A 20,322-nucleotide genomic window follows, 5' to 3' on the forward strand; every position below is an offset into this window, starting at 1 on the left:
CTTGCCCCGCACCGCCGATTCCGGCGAATTCCCTGCGTAAACCCGCGAAAAATGGCGGACTTATCGCGGGACAGCCGGTTCCCACGTTAGGGGCGGCTAGGGGTACTTCTGGGGCGGAACCCCGCCTTAGCCTGAACTCTGCTGCCTGAGGGAGATCGTCAACTATGCGCAATATCCGGCCGAGATACACCGGGAAATTCATCCACGACTTTCTCGACCAAAGCGCCGCGGGTTATCCCGAGTCGCCGGCGGTGAGGGACTCGAGCGGGACGTTGACCTATCACGAGCTGGACACGATCAGCCACGCGGTGGACCACTGGCTGGAGCAGCAGGGCGTCGGCCCGGGCGCGCGCGTGGTGGTGCAGGCCCCCACCGACCGCCGGCTGGCCGCGCTGTTCTTCGGCGTCTCCCGCCGTGGCGCCATCTTCGTGCCGCTCAATCCGGCGATGAAGGATTTCCACCTGCGTTCGGTGCTGGAGAACGCCAACCCCGCGCTGGTGCTCGCGGAATCGGCCGGCGGACGGCCCGACGCCGTACGCGCGCTCACCGAGGCGCCGGTCCACGGCTTCGACGCGGTCTGGGCGGAGATCACCGGCCTGGCGAGCCAGGGCGCCCGCGCCGCCGTGACCAAGGAGATCGACCCCGCCGACCCGGCCGCGCTGGTGTACACCTCGGGCAGCACGGCGGCGCCGAAGGCGGTGATCTGCCCCCACGCCCAGGTCTGCTTCGCCACCGTCGCGCTCGTCGAGGCGCTCGGCTACCGGCAGGACGACGTGGTCTTCTGCCGCTTCCCCATGTCGTGGGACTACGGGCTGTACAAGCTGCTGATGACCTGCGCCGTCGGCGCGGAGATCGTCTTCGCCGACGCGAGCGCCGACCTGCGGCTGGTGGACCACCTCCGGAGGACCGGGGCGACCGTGGTGCCGATCGTGCCCTCGCTGGCCAACATGATCATCGCTTCGGCGCAGCGGCGGGGCGAGCCCACCACCGGGGTGCGGCTGTTCACCAACACCGGTGCGGCGCTGCCCGCCGCCACCATCGAGGCGCTGCGCACGCACTTCCCCGGCGCCCGGGTGGTCCGCCAGTTCGGCCAGACCGAGTGCAAGCGCATCTCCGTCATGCCGCCGGAGGAGGATCGCGAACGCCCGGACTCCGTCGGGCTGCCGCTGGCCGGGACCAGCGTGCAGATCCTCGGCCCCGACGGCGAGCCGGTGCCCACCGGCACCACCGGGGAGATCGTGGTGACCGGCCCGCACGTGATGCCGGGGTACTGGCGCAACCCCGAGATGACCGCCAAGACGTTCCGCCGCGACCCGCGTACCGGGGAGGTGCGCCTGCACACCGGCGACTACGGCCATCTCGACGAGGACGGATACCTCTACTTCGACGGCCGCCGCGACGACATGTTCAAGCGCAAGGGCATCCGCATGAGCACGGTGGAAATCGAGGCGGCGGCCCTCGACATCCCCGGCGTCCGCGCCGCCGCCGCGCTCCCTCCTGACGGCGACCACGACCTCGCGATCTACGTCGAGCCCGCCGACGGCGCCGAGCTGGAGCCCCACACCGTGCTGCGCGAGCTGGCCGCCCGGCTGGAGCCGGCCAAGGTGCCCGCCACCTGCCAGGTGGTCGCGGAGCTCCCGCAGTCGGCGCACGGCAAGTACGCCCGCGACCAGCTCCGCCGCCTGCACGCCAAGAAGACCCCGCACGCCATGAAGACGGGGCCCGCGCGGCCGCGCCTGTCCCGCGAGGAGCTGGTGCGCAGGTTCGGCTCCCCGCTGTACGTCTACGACCTCGACAAGGTGACGGCGGCGTACCGGGACCTGGCCGACTTCATGCCGGAGGGCACCGCGATCTACTACGCGCTCAAGGCCAACCCGCATCCCGACGTGGCCCGCGCGCTGCGCGAGGCGGGCGGCGGCGGCTGCCGGGCGGAGATCAGCTCCACCGGTGAGCTGGCCGCCGCGCTGGCCGCCGGCTTCACCGGCGCCGACTGCATGTACACCGGGCCGGGCAAGACGGCCGGGGAGCTGGCCGAGGCGCTCGCCGCCGGGGTGCGGCTGTTCTCGGTGGAGTCGCTCACCGACCTTGAGCACATCGGCGCCGCGGCCACCGCGCAGGGCACCGTCGCCAGGTGCCTGCTGCGCATCAACAGCGCCACCGCGGCCGCCGCCACCAGCATCCGGATGACCGGCGCGCCCTCCCAGTTCGGCAACGACATGGAGGAGCTGCCCGCGCAGGTGGAGGCGATGCGCGCGATCCCCGGCACCCGGATCGTCGGCGCCCACTTCTTCCCGCTCAGCAACGCCGCGGACGAGGAGAGCCTGCTCGGCGAGTTCCAGCACACGGTGACGGTGGCCGCCGAGGTGCGGCGCATCCTGGGCGAACCGTTCGAGCTCGTCGATCTCGGCGGCGGGTTCTCCGCCCCGTACGGGGTGCCCGGCACCCGTCCCGCCTACCCGAACCTGCGTAAGGGCCTGGAGGAGGCGCTCGACCAGCACCTGCCGCAATGGCGGGAGGGACGGCCGGGCATCGCCTGCGAGTCGGGCCGCTACCTGGTGTCCGACTGCGGCGAGCTGCACTGCACGATCGTCAACGTCAAGCAGAGCAGGGGCCGCACGTTCGCCATCCTGGACGCCGGGATCAACGCGTTCGGCGGCATGTCCGGCCTCGGCCGGCTGCTTCCCGCCCAGGTCAGACCCCGGCAACCCGACGGCGACGCCCGGCCGGGCCGCAAGGCCGCGCTCGCCGGTCCCCTGTGCACGCCTGGCGACCTGCTCGCCCGCGAGGTCGAGTTGCCCGACCCGGCGCCCGGCGACCTGGTGACGATCCCGCACGCCGGCGCGTACGGGCTCACCGCCAGCCTCTCGCTCTTCCTCGGCCGCCCCGCACCCACCGAAGTGGTGATCCGCGGAGGCGAGGTCGTCTCCGTCTCCCAGTTGCGCCGCGAGCGCGTCTACGAACCGTCGCCGACCCCTGACCCCCGGAGCGCATGATGGCATTTCCTGGTGACCACGGCGGCCCTTCCGAGGCCGGGCTCGACGGCCTCGCCGCGTTGCCCGTCGCCGAGCAGCGCAGGGCGCTGCTGGAACTGGTGCTCAGGGAGACCGGCGAGGCGCTGCTCGGCGTGGAGGGCGGCGACCCCGCCGCGGTGACGTCCAGCCGGCCGTTCCGCGAGCTGGGCCTCGACTCGCTGGCCGCCGTTGACCTGCACGACCGGCTGGTCGCCGCCACCGGCGTCGACCTGCCGATGACGCTGGCCTTCGACTACCCCACGCCCGAGCTGGTCGCCGAGTACGTGCGCGCCGCCGTACTCGGCCTGCCCGTGCCGCAGCCGGCCTCGGGCCGCGGGCACGACCTCGACACGGGCGCGGGCGACGACCCGATCGTCATCGTCGGCATCGGCTGCCGCTTCCCCGGCGGCGCCGACTCCGCCGAGACGCTGTGGCGGATCTTCGCCGAGGAGCGCGAGGTGCTCGGCGGCTTCCCCGCCGACCGCGGCTGGGACCTGGACAACCTCTTCGACCCCGACCCGGACGCCCCCGGCAAGAGCTACGTCGACCGCGGCGGCTTCCTGCCCGACGCGACCGGCTTCGACGCCGACTTCTTCGGCATCAACCCGCGCGAGGCCCTGGCCATGGACCCGCAGCAGCGCGTGGTGCTGGAGACCTGCTGGGCCGCGCTGGAGCATGCGGGCATCGACCCGACGTCGCTGCGCGACCGGGCCGTCGGCTCGTTCTTCGGGGCCGAGGTGCACGAGTACGGCGTGCGCGTGCACGACGCGCCCGAGGGTCTCGACGGCTACCTGATGACCGGCAACGCGCCGAGCGTGGTCTCCGGCAGGCTCGCCTACCTGCTCGGCCTGTCCGGCCCCGCGATCACCGTGGACACGGCCTGCTCGGGCGCCATCGTCTCGCTGCACCTGGCCTGCAACTCGCTGCGCTCCGGCGAGTCCGACCTGGCCCTGGTCGGCGGCGTCGCGGTGATGGGCAGCCCCGGGATGTTCACCGCGTTCAGCCGGCAGCGCGGTCTCGCGCCCGACGGGAGGGTGAAGGCGTTCGCCGACGCCGCGGACGGCACCGCGTTCTCCGAAGGCGTCGGCGTGCTGGTCGTGGAGCGGCTGTCGGACGCCCGCCGCAACGGCCACCGCGTGCTCGCCGTCGTCCGCGGCACCGCGATCAACCAGGACGGCAGGTCCAACGGGCTCACCGCGCCGAGCGGTCCCGCGCAGCGGCGGCTCGTCCTGGACGCGCTGGCGGCGGCCGGGCTGCGGCCCGCGGACGTGGACGCGGTCGACGCGCACGGCACCGGCACCGCGCTGGGCGACCCGATCGAGGCGCACGCCCTGCTCGCCACCTACGGCCAGGACCGCAGCACGCCGCTGTGGCTGGGCTCGGCCAAGACCAACCTCGGGCACACGCAGGCGGCCGGCGGCATGGCCAGCGTGATCAAGATGGTCATGGCGATGCGGCACGAGCTGCTGCCGAAGACCCTGCACGTGGACGCGCCCTCCTCCAAGATCAACTGGTCGAGCGGGGCGGTGGAGCTGCTCACCGAGGCCCGGCCGTGGCCGCGCGTCGAGGGGCGGCCGCGCCGGGCGGGTGTGTCGTCGTTCGGGATCTCCGGCACCAACGCGCACGTGATCCTGGAAGAGCCGCCGCTGGAGGTGCCGTCTGCTGTTGGTGACGGTCCTGTGGTGCTGTCGCCTGTACGCGGGGTCGTGCCGGTGGTGGTGTCGGGCAAGAACGAGGCCGCGCTGCGGGCGCAGGCCGAGCGGCTGGCGGACTTCGTGGCCGCGCACTCCTCGGCCGGCGTGGCTGAGGTGGCGGCCGGGCTGGCCCGGCGGGCCGCTTTGGAGCATCGGGCCGTACTCCCGGTGTCGGATCGGGATGGGCTGCTGGCCGGGCTGCGTTCGCTGGCGGCCGGTGAGCCTTCGGGCGTCGTGGGCCGGGTGCGGCCTGGTCGTCTCGCCGTGGTGTTCTCCGGCCAGGGTGCGCAGCGCTTGGGGATGGGGCGGGAGCTTCATGCGACATTTCCCGTCTTCGCGCGGGCCTTCGATGAGGCTCTGGAGCTGCTCGAAGCCGAGTTCCGCGCTTCGGACTTCGTGAGCGATCTGGCGCATGGGCTGAGCTTGCGGGAGATCATCCAGGGCTCCGAGTTGCTGGATCAGACGGTGTTCGCGCAGGCCGGGCTGTTCGCTTTCGAGACGGCGCTGTTCCGGCTGCTGGAGTCGTTCGGTGTGCGGCCGGACTTCGTGGCCGGGCACTCGCTGGGTGAGATCACCGCCGCTCACGTCGCCGGGGTGCTGGATCTGGCGGATGCGTGCCGTCTGGTGGCCGCTCGCGGGCGGCTCATGCAGGCGCTGCCGGCCGGTGGTGCGATGGCCGCGATCGGCTGCGGTGAGGACGAGATCGCCTCCGTGCTGGCTGCACACGATCAGGTGGCCATCGCCGCGGTGAACGCGCCGGGCGCGGTCGTGGTCTCCGGTGCCGCCGCTCAGGTCGATGAGGTGGTCGCGTGGGCGCGCGAGCAGGGGCATCGGACCCGCCCGCTGCGGGTGTCGCATGCGTTCCACTCGCCGTTGATGGAGCCCATGCTGGCCGAGTTCGAGCAGGTCGTCGCCGGGCTGACGTTGCGTCGCCCGGAGCTCGCCGTGGTCTCGAACGTCTCCGGCGAGCTGGCGGGTGAAGAGGTCACCGAGCCTTCTTACTGGGTGGAGCATGTGCGCCGTCCGGTGCGGTTCGCCGACGGCGTCGAGGTCATGCGGCGGCGCGGCGTCACCCACTTCCTGGAGGCGGGTCCCGACGCCCAGCTCGCCCCCATGATCGAACAGACCCTGACTCAGGCCGAGGGCGAGCCCGCCTCGGTGGTGGCGCTGCTGCGCCGCGACAAGGACGAGACCGACCACGTCGCCACCGCGCTCGGCCGGGCCTGGGTCTCCGGCGTCGACCTCGACTGGACCGCCTGGCCGACCGGTGCCCGCGCGGGCGACCTCGACCTGCCCACGTACCCGTTCCAGCACCGCCGCTACTGGCTGGAGCCGGCCCCGTCCGGTGACCCGGCCGCGCTGGGCCTGCGCGCCGCCGGCCACCCGATCCTGAGCGCGGTGGTGGAACAGCCGGGCGGCGGCGCCATCCTGACCGGACGCCTGTCGGCCGCCGCCCAGCCCTGGCTAACCGACCATGCCATCAGCGGCACCCCGATCCTGCCCGGCACCGCGTTCGTCGAGCTGGCGCTGCGCGCGGGCGACCAGGTCGGGTGCCCCACGCTCGACGAGCTCACCCTGCACGCCCCGCTGGACCTTTCAAGCCGGAGCCAGATCGCGATCCAGGTGACCGCCGGTCCCTCCACGGCGGACGGGCGACGTCCCGTGGAGATCCACTCCATCGCCGAGGACGGGATCTGGCTCCAGCACGCCACCGGCTTCCTCTCCCCCGCCCCCGCTACCGCCACGGCGGACGACTTCGCCGCGTGGCCGCCGCCCGGCGCGGAACCGCTCGACATCACCGGCCTCTACCCGGCGATGGCCGAGCGCGGCTACGGCTACGGTCCCGCCTTCCGCGGCCTCACCCGGGCCTGGCGGCGCGGCGATGAGGTGTTCGTCGAGGTGGCGCTGGCCGAGGGCGTGGACGCCTCGGGCTTCGGCGTGCACCCGGCGCTGCTCGACGCGGCCCTGCACGGCACCGACCTGCTGCCCGGCCACGACCGGGACACGTCGTTGCCGTTCGCCTGGCGCGGGGTGTCCCTGCACGCCGGCGGGGCGCGTGCGGCGCGGGTCAAGGTGCGCCTCGACGGTTCGGATGGGGTACGGCTCGACATCGCCGATCCCGCCGGTCGCCCGCTGGCCACCGTGTCGTCGCTGGCTTACCGCCCGGTGCCCGCCCAGTGGTCCGGTGCGCGTACCGCGACTCATCGGTGGCTGCACGAGCTCGTGTGGCGGCCGGTGGACGTGACGGCCTCCCCGGCCGGCGCCGACACGGTGATCGACGCCACCGAGTGGACCGTCTCGGCCGGCGGCGAGCTGCTGGACCGCCTGCGCGATGGCGTGGGCTCGGTGCTGGCTCGCGTACAGGAGTGGCTGGCCCGCGAGCCGGAGGGCGACGGGCGGCTGGTGGTGGTGACCCGGGGCGCGGTGTCCGTGGCCGATGACGGCCCAGCGGATCCGGTCCAGGCGGCAATCCTCGGGCTCGTACGGGCCGCGCAGGCGGAGAATCCCGGACGTATCACGCTCGTCGATGTCGAGAGCGCCGGCGATGGTGTGGCCGCGGCGCTCGCCTCCGGCGAGCCCGAGGTCGCGCTGCGCGGCGGCCGGGTGTGGGTGCCGCGTCTGAAGCGCGTGGAGCCGTCCTCCCCGTCGGTGCTCGATGGTGCGGTGTGGCCGGTCGATGGAACGACTTTGATCACCGGTGGCACGGGTGGTCTGGGTGCCGTGGTGGCGCGGCATCTGGTGTCCGAGCACGGCGTACGGCATCTGCTGCTGGTTTCCCGTCGGGGTCCGGACGCGTCCGGCGCTGTCGAGCTGCGTGAGGAGCTGGCCGGGCTCGGCGCCGAGGTGACGATCGCGGCCTGTGACGTGGGCGATCGTGAGGCGCTCGCCGCTTTGCTGGCGGGGATTCCTGAGGATCGGCCGTTGTGTGCGGTGGTGCATGCGGCGGGTGTGGTCGATGACGGGGTGATCTCCTCGTTGTCGCCGGAGCGTGTGGATGCGGTGCTGCGGCCCAAGGCCGATGCGCTGTGGCATCTGCACGAGCTGACGCAGGACCGTGCTCTGGAGCGGTTCGTGGTGTTCTCCTCGGTGGCCGGGGTGGTGGACGGTGCGGGTCAGGGCAACTACGCCGCCGCTAACGCGTTCGCAGACGCCGTGGCCGTGGCGCGGGCGGCGGCCGGGTTGCCGACCGTGTCGCTGGCCTGGGGGCCGTGGGCCGAAGAGCGAGGCATGGTCGGCCGGATCAGCACGCGCGATGAAGCTCGCATGCGTGCCACCGGTTCGATCTCCCTGACCACCGAGGAAGGGCTCGCGCTGCTGGACGCCGCCGTGCAGTCCGGGCAGCCGTTCCTCGTTCCGGCCCGCTTCGACGCGGTGGCGCTGGGACGGCGCGGGCCCGAGCTGCCGCCCGTCCTGCGCGAGCTGGCCGCCGGTACCGGACGCCGTGCCGCAGCCGCCGCACCCTCCGCGACCCCCGAGCCCGGCTCGGACACGCCGCCTGTGGTGGCGGAGCTGGCCGGATTACCGGAGGCGCAGCGGCAGCGGCGTTTGCTGGAGGTGGTGTCCGCTCAGGCGGCGGCCACCCTGGGGCACGACAGTGCGCAGGCCATCGATGCGGATCGGCCGTTCCAGGACCTGGGCTTCGACTCGCTGACCGCCGTGGAGCTGCGTAACCGGCTGCATCAGGTGACCGGGCTGCGGCTGACGCCCACGCTGGTCTTCGATCACCCCACGCCTCGCGCCCTGGCGGCGCACCTGGACAGGACCTTGTCCGGTACGCGCCGCACGACCCCCACCGTCACCGTGAAGACGAGCGGGGATCGCGAGGATGATCTGATCGCGGTGGTCGGCATGGCCTGCCGCTTCCCCGGCCAGATCACCAACCCCGAAGAGCTGTGGCGGCTCCTGATCGAGGACCGCGACGGCATCACCGGCTTCCCCACCGACCGGGGCTGGGACATCTCCAGCCTGTACGATCCGGAGCCCGGCAAACTGGGGCGCACCTACACCAAGCAGGGCGGTTTCCTGCACGACGCGGCGTACTTCGACCCTGCTCCGTTCGATATCGGCCCGCGCGAGGCCGCCGCCATGGACCCGCAGCAGCGGCTCCTTCTGGAGACCACCTGGGAGGCCCTGGAGCGCGCCGGCATCGACCCGTCGGGGCTGCGCGGCAGCCAGACCGGGGTGTTCGCCGGGGTGATGTACCACGACTGGGGCACGCGGCCCGGCCGGGTTCCGGAGGAGTACGCCGGTTACCTGGGCAACGGCAGCCTGGCCAGCGTGGTCTCCGGGCGGGTGGCGTACGCGTTCGGCCTGGAGGGACCTGCGGTGTCGGTGGACACCGCGTGCTCCTCGTCGCTGGTGGCTTTGCACCTGGCCGCGCAGGCGCTGCGCAACGGCGAGTGCGACCTGGCGCTGGCGGGTGGCGTGACCGTGATGTCCACGCCCGATACGTTCACCGACTTCGGCCTCCAGCGGGGTCTTGCCGCCGATGGGCGATGCAAGTCCTTCGCCGATGCCGCTGATGGTGTCGGCTGGGGTGAAGGCGTCGGCGTGCTGGTGGTCGAGCGGCTGTCCGACGCCCGCCGCCGCGGGCACCGGGTCCTGGCCGTCGTACGCGGCAGTGCCGTCAACCAGGACGGCGCCTCCAACGGCATCACCGCCCCCAACGGACCCTCCCAGGAGCGGGTGATCGCGCAGGCGCTCGCGTCGGCCGGGATCAAGCCGGATCAGGTGGACGTGGTCGAAGGCCACGGCACCGGCACCTCCCTGGGCGACCCGATCGAGGCCCAAGCGCTGCTGGCCGCCTACGGCCAGAACCGGCAGTCTCCGCTATGGCTGGGGTCGGTCAAGTCGAACCTGGGCCACACCCAGGCGGCCGCCGGCGTGGCCGGTGTGATCAAGATGATCCTGGCCATGCAGCACGAGCTGCTGCCCAAGACCCTGCACGTGGACGCCCCGTCGTCGAAGGTGGACTGGTCCGCCGGAGCGGTGGAGCTGCTCACCGAGCCGAAGCCCTGGCCCAAGCAGGCCGATCGGCCGCGCCGCGCGGGCGTGTCCTCCTTCGGCATCTCCGGCACGAACGCCCACGTCATCATCGAGGAACCACCCGCCGAGGAAAGCCCGAAGCCGGTTGACGCGGGCGGCACCGTGCTGCCGGTGCTGGTCTCGGCCAAGACCGAGCCCGCGCTGCGCGCCCAGGCCGACCAGCTCGCCGCCTACGTGGCCGAGCATCAGGAGGCGCAACCGCTGGAGGTGGCCGCCGGGCTGACGCGGCGCGCGGCCCTGGAACACCGGGCCGTGCTGCCGGTCGCGCCCTCGGATCGTGACGGTCTGCTGGCCGGGCTGCGCGCTTTGGCTGGCGGCGAGCTGGAGGCGTCCTCTGGAGTCCAGGGCCGAGTGCGATCCGGCCGTTTGGCCGTGGTGTTCTCCGGCCAGGGTGCTCAGCGTTCGGGGATGGGGCGGGAGCTGTATGCGGCGTTCCCGGTCTTCGCCCGAGCCTTCGACGAAGCCTGCGAACTGCTGCAAGCCGAACTCGCCGGAGCGGATGTCGTAGCCGGGCTGGCCGGTGGGCTGAGCGTGCGCGACATCATCCTCGGCGATTCGGCCCCTGACGGGGTGCTGGATCAGACGGTGTTCGCCCAAGCCGGGTTGTTCGCCTTCGAGACTGCCTTGTTCCGGCTGCTGGAGTCGTTGGGTGTGCGGCCGGACTTCGTGGCCGGGCACTCGCTGGGTGAGATCACCGCCGCGCACGTCGCCGGGGTGCTCGACCTGGCGGATGCGTGCCGTCTGGTGGCCGCCCGCGGGCGGTTGATGCAGGCGCTGCCGGCCGGTGGTGCGATGGCCGCGATCGGCTGCGGCGAGGACGAGATCGCCTCCGTGCTGGCTCGTTACGATCAGGTGGCCATCGCCGCGGTGAACGCACCTGGCGCGGTCGTGATCTCCGGTGCCGCCGACCAGGTCAACCACATCGTCGAGTGGGCGCGTGAGCAGGGGCATCGGACCCGCCCGCTGCGGGTGTCGCATGCCTTCCACTCGCCGTTGATGGAGCCGATGCTGGCCGAGTTCGAACAGGTCGTCGCCGGGCTGACACTGCGACGCCCGGAGCTGGCGCTCATCTCCAATGTCTCCGGCGACCTGGCAGGCGAAGAGATCACCGAGCCCGCGTACTGGGTGGAGCACGTACGCCGCCCGGTCCGCTTCGCCGACAGCGTCACCACCCTGCACGAGCAAGGCGTCACCTGCTTCATCGAAGCAGGTCCAGACGCCCAGCTCACCCCCATGGTCGAACAGACCCTCACCGACGCCGATCCCGCCGTCGTACCCCTCATCCGCCGAGACCGCGACGAGACCACTCACCTCATCACCGGCCTAGGCCAAGCCTGGGCGAGCGGCACCGACGTGAACTGGTCCGCCTGGCCGGGCTTGAGCACCGTGAAGCCTCTGGATCTGCCCACCTATGCCTTCCAGCGGCGGCACTACTGGTTCCAGCCCGCCTCGTCCGGTGACGCGGCGTCGCTCGGCCAGACCGCCATCGACCACCCGATCCTGGGCGCGGTCGTGGAGCAGCCGGACGGCGGCGCGATCCTGACCGGCCGCCTGTCGGCGATCACCGAGTCGTGGCTCGCCGACCACGTGATCAGTGGCACCACCATCCTCCCCGGTACCGGCTTCGTGGAGCTGGCCCTGCACGCCGGCGAGCAGGTGGGCTGCCCGACGATCGACGAGCTGACCCTGCACACGCCTCTGCCCGTCCCCGATGGCGGTGACGTCGTCATCCAGGTCTCCGTGACCGCCCCCGACGGCGACGGCCGACGGCAGATCACCATCCACTCCAGGAGCGACGGCGGACAGTGGACCCGGCACGCCACCGGCGCGCTCATCCCGGCCCCGGGCAACGTACCGGCGGATATGCAGGCATGGCCACCGTCCGATGCCCAGCCCCTGGACACCACCGGCCTGTACGAGCGCCTCGTCGACCACGGTTACGGCTACGGCCCGTCCTTCCACGGCCTCACCCGGGCCTGGAGAGACGGCGACGACCTGTACGCCGAAGTGACGCTCCCCCAGGAGGCCGGGTCCTCGTCCCGGTACGGCCTGCACCCCGCGCTGCTCGACGCCGCGATGCACGTGGATCTGGTGGCCGGGCCGAAGGCCACGCTGATCCCGTTCAACTGGAACGGCGTCACCCTGCACGCCGCCGGCGCCGACGCGGTGCGCGTACGGCTGCGCAGGCTGGACGGCGACGAGGTCACCCGGCTGGACCTGGCCGACTCTTCGGGACGGCCGGTGGCCACGGTGGAGACGGTGGTGTCCCGGCCGGTCCAGGCCGAGCAGCTGGCGCAGGCCGGGCCGGCGGCGGGGTCGCTGCTCACGGTGGCATGGCGGCCGGTAACGCCGCCAGGACATCCCGGCGCGGTGGACGTCTCCGGCGCGCTCGTCATCGACGTCACCGCTGAGACCTCCGGCGGCAGCGCGCCCGATCGCGTACGGCGGGCCCTCCGCCCGGTCCTCACCGGCCTGAAGGAGTGGTCTGCGGAGCAGGGCGGCCGGCAGGCCGTGGTGGTCACGCGGGGTGCGGTGGCGGTGCGCGACGGCGAGGCACCGGACCCGGCGCGGGCCGCGGTCTGGGGCTTGGTACGTGCCGCCCAGGAGGAGAACCCGGGCCGGATCGTTCTCGTCGATCTCGAGCCGGCCGGTGACGTGGCGGAGGGCGTGCGCGTCGCGCTGGCCGCCGGGGAGCCTGAGCTGGCGATCCGCGACGGCCGCCCGTGGGTCCCCCGGCTGACCCGCGCCACGCGACCGGGCAACGGCCGCGCAGCCGACGACCGGTTCTCCGGCCCCTGGCCGGTCGACGGGACGACGCTGATCACCGGCGGCACCGGCGGCCTGGGCGCCCTCATGGCCAGGCACCTGGTCACCCAGCACGGCGTACGCCATCTGCTCCTGGTCTCCCGCCGCGGCCAGGACGCCCCAGGAGCCACCGACCTCCGTGACGAGCTGGCCGGGCTGGGCGCCGAGGTGACGATCGCCGCCTGCGACGTCGCCGACCGCGACGCCCTCGCCGCCCTGCTGGAGCAGATCCCCGACGCCCACCCCCTGCGCGCGGTGGTGCACGCGGCGGGTGCGGTCGCGGGCGGGCTGCTCGGCAACCTGACGGAGGACGGGCTTGACCGGGTGCTGCGGCCCAAGGCGGATGCCGCCTGGCACCTGCACGAGCTCACGCAGAAGCACGACATCGCCCGCTTCGTCCTGTTCTCGTCGGCCGGCGGGATGGTGCTCGCCGCCGGGCAGGGCGACTACGCGGCGGCCAACGCCTTCCTCGACGCGCTCGCCGTCGAACGCGCCGCCGCCGGACTGCCCGCCACATCCCTCACCTGGGGCATGTGGGCGGTGGACACCGGGCTCGGCGGTCCGCTGCAGGAGGCCGACCTGGCCCGGGTGCGCAACCTCGGAATACCGGCGATCTCCGCGGAGACGGGGCTGGCGCTGTTCGACGCGGCGCTGCGGGTGCCCGCGCCGGTGCTCGCGCCGATCCAGCCGGACGTGCGTACGCTGCGCACGCGCGGCGACGACCTGCCCGCGCTGCTACGCGACCTGGTGGGCCCGCGCCGTACGGCCGCCGTGGCCGAGCGGGCCAACGGGTCGGGTGACGCGGCCGGGCTGCGCGAGCGGCTGGCCGGGCTGCCCGCGCGGGAACGGGACCGGGTGCTGCTCGAGCTGGTCCAGGCCGAGGCGGCGATGGCGCTCGGACACGACTCGGCGGACATGATCGACGCCGATCGCGGCTTCGTCCAGCTCGGCTTCAGCTCCCTGGCCGCCGTCGAGCTGCGCAACCGCCTGCGCCAGAAGACCGGCCTCCCGCTGCCCGCCACGCTCGCCTTCGACCAGCCGAACGCCACCGCGGTGGCCCGCTACCTGGCCGAACGCCTGGCCCCCGCCGAACCCGAACCCTCCCAGCCCGCTCCCCCGGCCGCCGACGAGGCTTCCTCGGCTGCGGAGGACGAGGACTTGACCGCCGCCTCTGCCGAGGAGCTCTTCGAGATCCTCGACCGGGAACTCGGCGACGTGTAGCAAGGCTCCCGCGAACAGCGTCGCCTGCACGGCCGCACTCCTCACCTGCCCCAGGCCCGCCTGCCCCGCCGGTGCCCGGCAGCTCGACCGGCCCGCCCGGCTGGACGAGGAGGAGTGCGGCCGTGCTGTGTGCTGGGACCATGCGCAGAGGCGAAAGGCCGGCAGCCCGCAAGCCCCTGGGAGCTTCCGGGCGAGTCGGGTGCGACCAGGGGCTCCACATACGGGACAGGCCCGGCCGCCGGGATCGGCTGCCGGGCCTGTCCAGGGATTCTCCGCGGGCCTACCAGCCCCGTCGTACGGTCTCGACGATGTGGGCCTGCTGCTCCTCGGTCAGCCACCACCCCACGGGCAGGCAGACGACGCGCTCGGCCACGCTGTCCAGCCCGGGCAGCAGAGTGGCGAAGCGGCGGACGCAGGTGTGGGTGTCGTTGCGTTCGTGGACGTTGCTGACCATGATCTCGGCTTCGTCCATGCGCTTGATGAAGCCGGCCCGGTCCTCGACCTTCACCGGGTAGATCCAGAAGGACGACTCGCGGTCGGGCGCGCGTTCGGTCAGTTCGAGGCCGGGGACGCCGGCGAGCTCACGGTCGTAGTAGGCGGCGTGGGCGCGGTGGCGGGCCACGACCTCCTCCGCCCAGTCGAGGTTCGCGAGCCCGATGGCGGCGTTGATGTCGGTCATGTGGAACTTGTAGCCCCACTCGGCGACGTCGGGCGGGTTGCGCAGCCGGTCGGCGCGGCGGTTGATGCCGAACCAGCGCAGCAGCGTGGCGCGTTCGTGCAGCTCGTCGTCCGGCAGCACCAGGGCGCCGCCGTCACCGCAGGTCAGGTGCTTGATGGCCTGGAAGCTGTAGACGGCGATGTTGCCGTGGGTGCCCATGCGGGCGCCCTGGAAGGTGGCGCCCCAGGCGTGGGCGCAGTCCTCGATGACGACGGGGCGGAAGCCGAAGGTGGCCTCGGCGTCGTCGAGGATCTTCGCCAGCCGGGCGAGGTCCACGGGGTAGCCGGCGAAGTGCACGACGACGATCGCGCGGGTGCGGGGTGAGATCTTGCGTGCCAGGTCGTCGAGATCGACGTTGAGCGAGGCGGGGTCGACGTCCACCCATTTGATGCGCAGCCGGTTGGCCAGGATGGTCCAGTTGGTCGCCTCCATGGTGAGCGGCGTGGAGAGCACCTCGCCTTCCTCGTCGCCGGACGCGGCGACCATGTGCAGCGCGAGGTGCAGCCCCGAGGTGCCGCTGTTGACGGTGGCGACGCGCGGGTTGCCGATGCGCTCACCCAGCGCCCGTTCGAACTCGGCGACCTTGGCGCCCTGGCCGATCTGGCCGCTGCCGACGACCTCGGCGACCGCGGCCGGGGCCGACTCCGACATGGGGACCTTGAACAGCGGGATCAACGCGTGGCTCCGTTCGCTGCGGCGGCGAGTTCGGCGTAGCGGGCCTGGCAGTCGGCGTAGGAGGGCAGGATGCCGAGCCGCTCGGCCTCCTTGAACGAGGGCGCGGCGCGGTCCTTGTCCGACAGGACGGGTTCGCGGTCGCGCGGCCAGGGCAGGTCGAGGTCGGGGTCGAGCGGGTTGATCTCGTAGGAGTTCTCCGGCGACCAGGTGGCGGAGCACAGGTAGAAGACCGTGGCCTGGTCGCTGAGCGGGGCGAACCCGTGGGCGAGCCCTTCTGCGAGGTAGAGGGCGTGCCGGTTGTCCTCGCTCAGCTCGACCGCGACGTGCTGTCCGTACGTGGGCGAGCCCTGCCTGATGTCGACGACGATGTCGCGGATGGCGCCGGCCGGGCAGCTGACGTAGCGGGCCTGGCCCGGCAGGTGGATCGCGTGGAGTCCGCGAATGGTGCCGCGCACGGACACCGAACAGTTGACCTGGGCGACGTTCAGCGGGTGGCCGACGGCTTCGGCGAACGCGGGCTGTTTGAAGACCTCGAGGAACATTCCTCGGGAATCGGGGAAGATCTTGGGCTCGACGAGGAACGCCCCGCCGATGCCGAGTTCGCGGATTCGCATCGGATCCCTCCTTCGACGTTATGGTCAGGGCCCTGAACTGGGGCGACAACCCCTAGGGCACCCTTATGAGCCGCGCACCCAGCGGCGGTTGTCCCGGTACCACGCGACGGTCTCGGCGAGGCCCTTTTCGAAGTCGACGGCCGGACGGTAGCCCAGCTCCCGGCGGATCTTGCGGTCGTCGACGGAGTAGCGGCGGTCGTGGCCCTTGCGGTCCTCGACGAACTCGACGCGGTCCCATCCGGCGCCGCAGGCGGCGAGGAGCCGTCCGGTCAGCTCGCGGTTGGTCAGCTCGGTGCCGCCGCCGATGTTGTAGACCTCTCCGGGGCGGCCGCCCTGGCGTACGAGCTCGATGCCGGCGACGTGGTCGGAGACGTGCAGCCAGTCGCGGGCGTTCATGCCGTCGCCGTACAGCGGGACCGTGCCGCCGTCGAGGAGCCGGGTGACGAACAGCGGGATGATCTTCTCGGGGTACTGGTACGGCCCGTAGTTATTGGAGCAGCGGGTGACGCGCACGTCGAGCCCGTGCGTGCGGTGGTAGGCGAGGGCGAGCAGGTCGGCCGACGCCTTCGACGCCGAGTACGGCGAGCTGGGCGCGAGCGGCTCCTCCTCGGTCCACGAGCCTTCGGCGATGGAGCCGTACACCTCGTCGGTGGAGACGTGCACGAACGTCTGGAGCCCGTGCTCGACAGCCGCGGCGAGCAGCGTGTACGTGCCGGTCACGTTCGTGCGGACGAAGTCGCCCGCGTCGCTGATGGAGCGGTCGACGTGGGACTCGGCGGCGAAGTGCACCACCTGGTCGTGCTCGGCCATCAGCTTGCCGACGAGGCGGGCGTCGCAGATGTCGCCGTGCACGAACGTGTAGCGGCCTTCGGCGGGGGCGAGGTTGGCCAGGTTGCCGGCGTAGGTGAGCTTGTCGAGGACGGTCAGCTGGTGTTCGCCGCGCTCGGCGAGGGTGCGGACGTAGCAGGAGCCGATGAATCCGGCGCCGCCGGTGACGAGGATCCTCATCGCTGGTAGCTGCTCGCGATGCTCATGACGTACTGGCCGTAGCCGGACTGGGCCTGCTCGGCTCCGAGCCGGTAGCACTGCTCGGCGTCGATGAAGTCCATGCGGAGCGCGACCTCCTCCAGGCAGGCGATGCGCACGCCCTGGCGTTGTTCGAGTGTCTGCACGTACTGGCCCGCCTGGAGCAGCGTCTCCGGCGTGCCGGTGTCGAGCCAGGCGAATCCTCGGCCGAGGTCCACCAGCTTGGCGCGGCCCTCACGCACGTAGGCGAGGTTCACGTCGGTGATCTCCAGCTCGCCGCGCTCGGAGGGTTTGAGGTTCTCGGCGATGTCGACGACGTCGCTGTCGTAGAAGTACAGGCCGGTGATGGCCCTGTTGGAGCGGGGTTTCTCGGGTTTCTCCTCGATGGAGATGAGCCGGCCGTTCTCGTCGGTGAGGCCGACGCCGTACCGGCCGGGGTCGCTCACCGGGTATCCGAACAGCACGCATCCCTTGACGTCGCGGGCGTTCTCCTCCAGCACCTCCGAGAACGACGGCCCGTGGAAGATGTTGTCGCCGAGGATGAGCGCGGAAGGCCCGCCGCCGATATGGGAGGCGCCGATGAGAAACGCCTGTGCGATGCCGTCCGGCGATTCCTGGGCGGCGTAGGAGATGTTCAGCCCGAAGCGTGAGCCGTCGCCGAGCAGGCGCACGTAGTTCGGCAGCTGGTCGGGCGAGGAAATGAGGAGGATATCCCGGATACCGGCCAGCATGAGCACCGATATCGGGTAGTAGATCATCGGTTTGTCGCTCACCGGGAGCAGTTGTTTGGAGACCGCGGCGGTGATCGGATGCAGCCGCGTCCCCCGGCCTCCCGCGAGCACGATTCCCTTCACGGCCTGTACCTCTCTGCTGCGTGGAAGTGGTCCCGAGGCTAAGCAGCGGCGAAGGCGGGCGGCAAGGTCGCGGGCCGGAGAAGGGGGGTCCATTAGGGGTTTCGGTAACGAACCTCCTGGCCCGGGAAATCGCTGAATAGGGGACCGTGCACGGGCCGTCGCGAATGGGTGCGGCAAGGGGCCGGATTTAGGGGAGGGTAGGGGCTGACCGGCATCGCCCGGCCCACAAGAATTTCGTGATGAGCACATGGGAAAGGAGCCCGGCGGTGCGGAATAACGCTTTACGCCGTGCCGTCGCCGTGTTAGCGGCAGCGGTGCTGGCACTCACACCGGCCGTTCCGGTCCGGGCGGAGCAGGGGGCGGGCGACGCGCGCACGCTGCAGGTGCCGGGGCTGCGCGAGCCGGTGCGGCTGGTGACCGATCGCTGGGGCGTGCCGCACCTGTACGCGCGCAACACCGACGACGTGTTCCTGGCGCAGGGCTACAACGCCGCGCGGGACCGGCTGTTCCAGCTCGACCTGTGGCGGCGGCGCGGGCTCGGCCTGCTGTCGGCCGCCTTCGGACCCGCGTACGTGGAGAAGGACCGGGCCGCGCGGCTCCTGCTGTACCGCGGTGACATGAAGAAGGAGTGGGCCGCCTACGGGGCGGGCACGCAGCGCGCGGTGACCGCGTTCGTCAACGGCATCAACGCGTACGTGGACTGGGTGAACGCGCATCCGGATGCGCTGCCGCCGGAGTTCCGCCGGCTCGGCCACCGTCCTGAGCGGTGGCGGCCCGAGGACGTGGTGCGGATCCGCAGCCACGGGCTGGCGCTCAACGCGTACCCGGAGATGCTGCGCGCGGCCGCGATGTGCAAGGGCGGGCAGAGCGCCGCGCGGGCTCTGGTGCGGCTGGAGCCGGCGCACGAGCCGCAGGTGCCGGACGGGCTCGACCCGTGCGACGTGCCGCTGGACGTGCTCGACACGTATCTGCTGGGCATCACGCCGGTCACCTTCGACGGCGTCACGTTGCGGCAGGCGCCGCTGCCTTCGACGGAGGGGTCGAACGCGTGGGCGCTCGCGCCGTCGCGCACCGCGACCGGCAGGCCGATCCTGGCCGGCGACCCGCACCGGTCCTTCACCGCCCCGGCGCTGCGCTACGTCGCCCACCTGTCCGCTCCCGGCCTGGACGTGATCGGCGCGGGCGAGCCCGCGCTGCCCGGCGTGTCGATGGGGCACAACGGCCGCGCCGCGTTCGCGCTCACCGTGTTCGCCGCCGACCAGGAGGACATCCAGGTGTACCGGCTGCACCCGGACGACCCCGGCCGCTACCGCTATAAGGGCCGGTGGGTGCGGTTCACGACGGTGCGTGAGGAGGTTCCGGTGGCCGGCTCGCAGCCGCGCCAGGTGGAGCTGACCTTCTCCCGGCACGGCCCGGTGCTCAAGGTGGACGCCGCGCGGGGCCTGGCGTTCGGCCTGCGTACGGCGTGGTCGGAGCCGGGGACGGCGCCGTATCTCGCCGGTCTGGACGCCATGACGGCGCGGAGCTGGCCGGAGTTCGCCGCCAAGGTGCGGCGCTGGGGCGCGCCGCCGGAGAACCTCATCTACGCCGACACCTCGGGCGCCATCGGCTGGGTGCCCGGCGCGCTGGTGCCCAGGCGGACGCGGCACGACGGGCTGCTGCCGGTGCCCGGCGACGGCCGCTACGAGTGGGACGGCTTCCACGACGGCTCCGAGCTGCCCAGGGTCAGCAACCCGAAGAGCGGCATCGTGGCCTCGGCGAACGAGTTCAGCATGCCGCCGGGTCATCCGCTGCGCGTCGGCTACGAGTGGGAGCCGGCGGTCCGCAAGGAACGCATCGTGGACGTGCTGTCCGGCTCGACCGAGCACACCACGTCCGCCATGGCGCGGCTCCAGCGCGACCACGCCGACGAGTACGCCAGGCGCATCGTCGCGATCCTGCGCGACATCCCCGCAGGTGACGACCCCGACACGGCGGCCGCGCTGGAGCTGCTGCGCGGCTACGACGGCACGGCGGACACCGGCTCCCCCGGCGCGGCGCTGTACGAGCCGTGGCTGTCGGGGCATCTCGGCCCGGCGTTCCTCGCCGCGTTCGTGGATCCGGCGGTGGCCGTCAGGGTGCCGCGCGCCGACGTCCGCCAGATCATCGACGCGCTGGAGCGGCCGGAGCGCTGGTTCGGCCCCGGCGGCGCCGCGGCGCGCGACCGGCTGGTGCAGCGGACGCTGAGCACCGCGTACGCCGAGGTGCGCGGCAGGCTCGGCGCGGACCCGGCCGCCTGGCGCTGGGGCGACCTGCACCATGTGCTGTTCCCCCACCCGCTGGGCGCGCACGTGGGCCCGATCTCCCGTGGCGGCTCGCCGACCACGGTGGACGCCTCGACCTACACGCCCGGGACCTACCAGTCCGCGTCCGGCGCGGCGTACCGGATGGTGCTGGACGTCGGAGCCTGGGACAACTCGACGTTCGTCAGCGCGCCCGGCCAGTCCGGCGACCCGGAGAGCCCGCACTACGACGACCTCGCCGCCGCCTGGGGCTCCGGCACTCAGGTGCCGCTGCTGTACAGCCGGTCGGCGGTCGCGAAGAACACGGAAAGCGTCATCACCCTGGTGCCCGCGGCGTCCGGCCGCGGGTGATCGCCGCCCCGCACGGCAGCCCTCC

General features: G+C 72.5%; 7 protein-coding genes. 3 read left to right on the forward strand and 4 right to left on the reverse strand.

From position 1 onward, the window contains the following. The first annotated feature begins 164 nt into the window (after window positions 1-164). Complete coding sequence (locus tag ACFMQL_RS38305) at window positions 165-2,993, forward strand: AMP-binding protein (protein ID WP_378789677.1); 2,829 nt, start codon at window positions 165-167, stop codon at window positions 2,991-2,993. Further along, the gene (locus ACFMQL_RS38310; protein ID WP_378789679.1) at window positions 2,990-13,777 is read left to right on the forward strand and encodes an SDR family NAD(P)-dependent oxidoreductase; all 10,788 of its coding nucleotides are present in this window, start codon (window positions 2,990-2,992) and stop codon (window positions 13,775-13,777) included. The genes ACFMQL_RS38305 and ACFMQL_RS38310 overlap by 4 nt, the downstream gene beginning before the upstream one ends. A gap of 280 nt (window positions 13,778-14,057) precedes the next feature. Here the strand turns inward: ACFMQL_RS38310 and ACFMQL_RS38315 are convergent, their stop codons facing one another. The 4 genes from ACFMQL_RS38315 to rfbA all read right to left on the reverse strand — a co-directional run bounded on the left by ACFMQL_RS38315 (window position 14,058) and on the right by rfbA (window position 17,664). Next, window positions 14,058-15,170, reverse strand: coding sequence for a DegT/DnrJ/EryC1/StrS family aminotransferase (locus tag ACFMQL_RS38315; protein ID WP_364070054.1), 1,113 nt, complete (start codon window positions 15,168-15,170; stop codon window positions 14,058-14,060). Continuing rightward, on the reverse strand, window positions 15,167-15,784 hold the full coding sequence (rfbC, locus tag ACFMQL_RS38320; protein ID WP_364070056.1) for a dTDP-4-dehydrorhamnose 3,5-epimerase: 618 nt from the start codon (window positions 15,782-15,784) through the stop codon (window positions 15,167-15,169). The genes ACFMQL_RS38315 and rfbC overlap by 4 nt, the downstream gene beginning before the upstream one ends. 63 nt (window positions 15,785-15,847) lie before the next feature. Continuing rightward, complete coding sequence (rfbB, locus tag ACFMQL_RS38325) at window positions 15,848-16,792, reverse strand: dTDP-glucose 4,6-dehydratase (protein ID WP_364070058.1); 945 nt, start codon at window positions 16,790-16,792, stop codon at window positions 15,848-15,850. After that, entirely contained in the window at window positions 16,789-17,664 is an 876-nt protein-coding gene (rfbA, locus tag ACFMQL_RS38330) for a glucose-1-phosphate thymidylyltransferase RfbA (protein WP_364070060.1), read from the reverse strand. The genes rfbB and rfbA overlap by 4 nt, the downstream gene beginning before the upstream one ends. 314 nt (window positions 17,665-17,978) lie before the next feature. On the opposite strand from rfbA, the gene ACFMQL_RS38335 reads away from it, so the two are divergent. Then, window positions 17,979-20,297: a penicillin acylase family protein gene (locus ACFMQL_RS38335; RefSeq protein WP_378789681.1), complete on the forward strand. Its 2,319-nt coding sequence runs from the start codon at window positions 17,979-17,981 to the stop codon at window positions 20,295-20,297. The last annotated feature ends 25 nt before the right edge of the window (window positions 20,298-20,322 follow it).

The organism is Nonomuraea fastidiosa (assembly GCF_042751225.1).
GTDB classification, from domain to species: domain Bacteria; phylum Actinomycetota; class Actinomycetes; order Streptosporangiales; family Streptosporangiaceae; genus Nonomuraea; species Nonomuraea fastidiosa.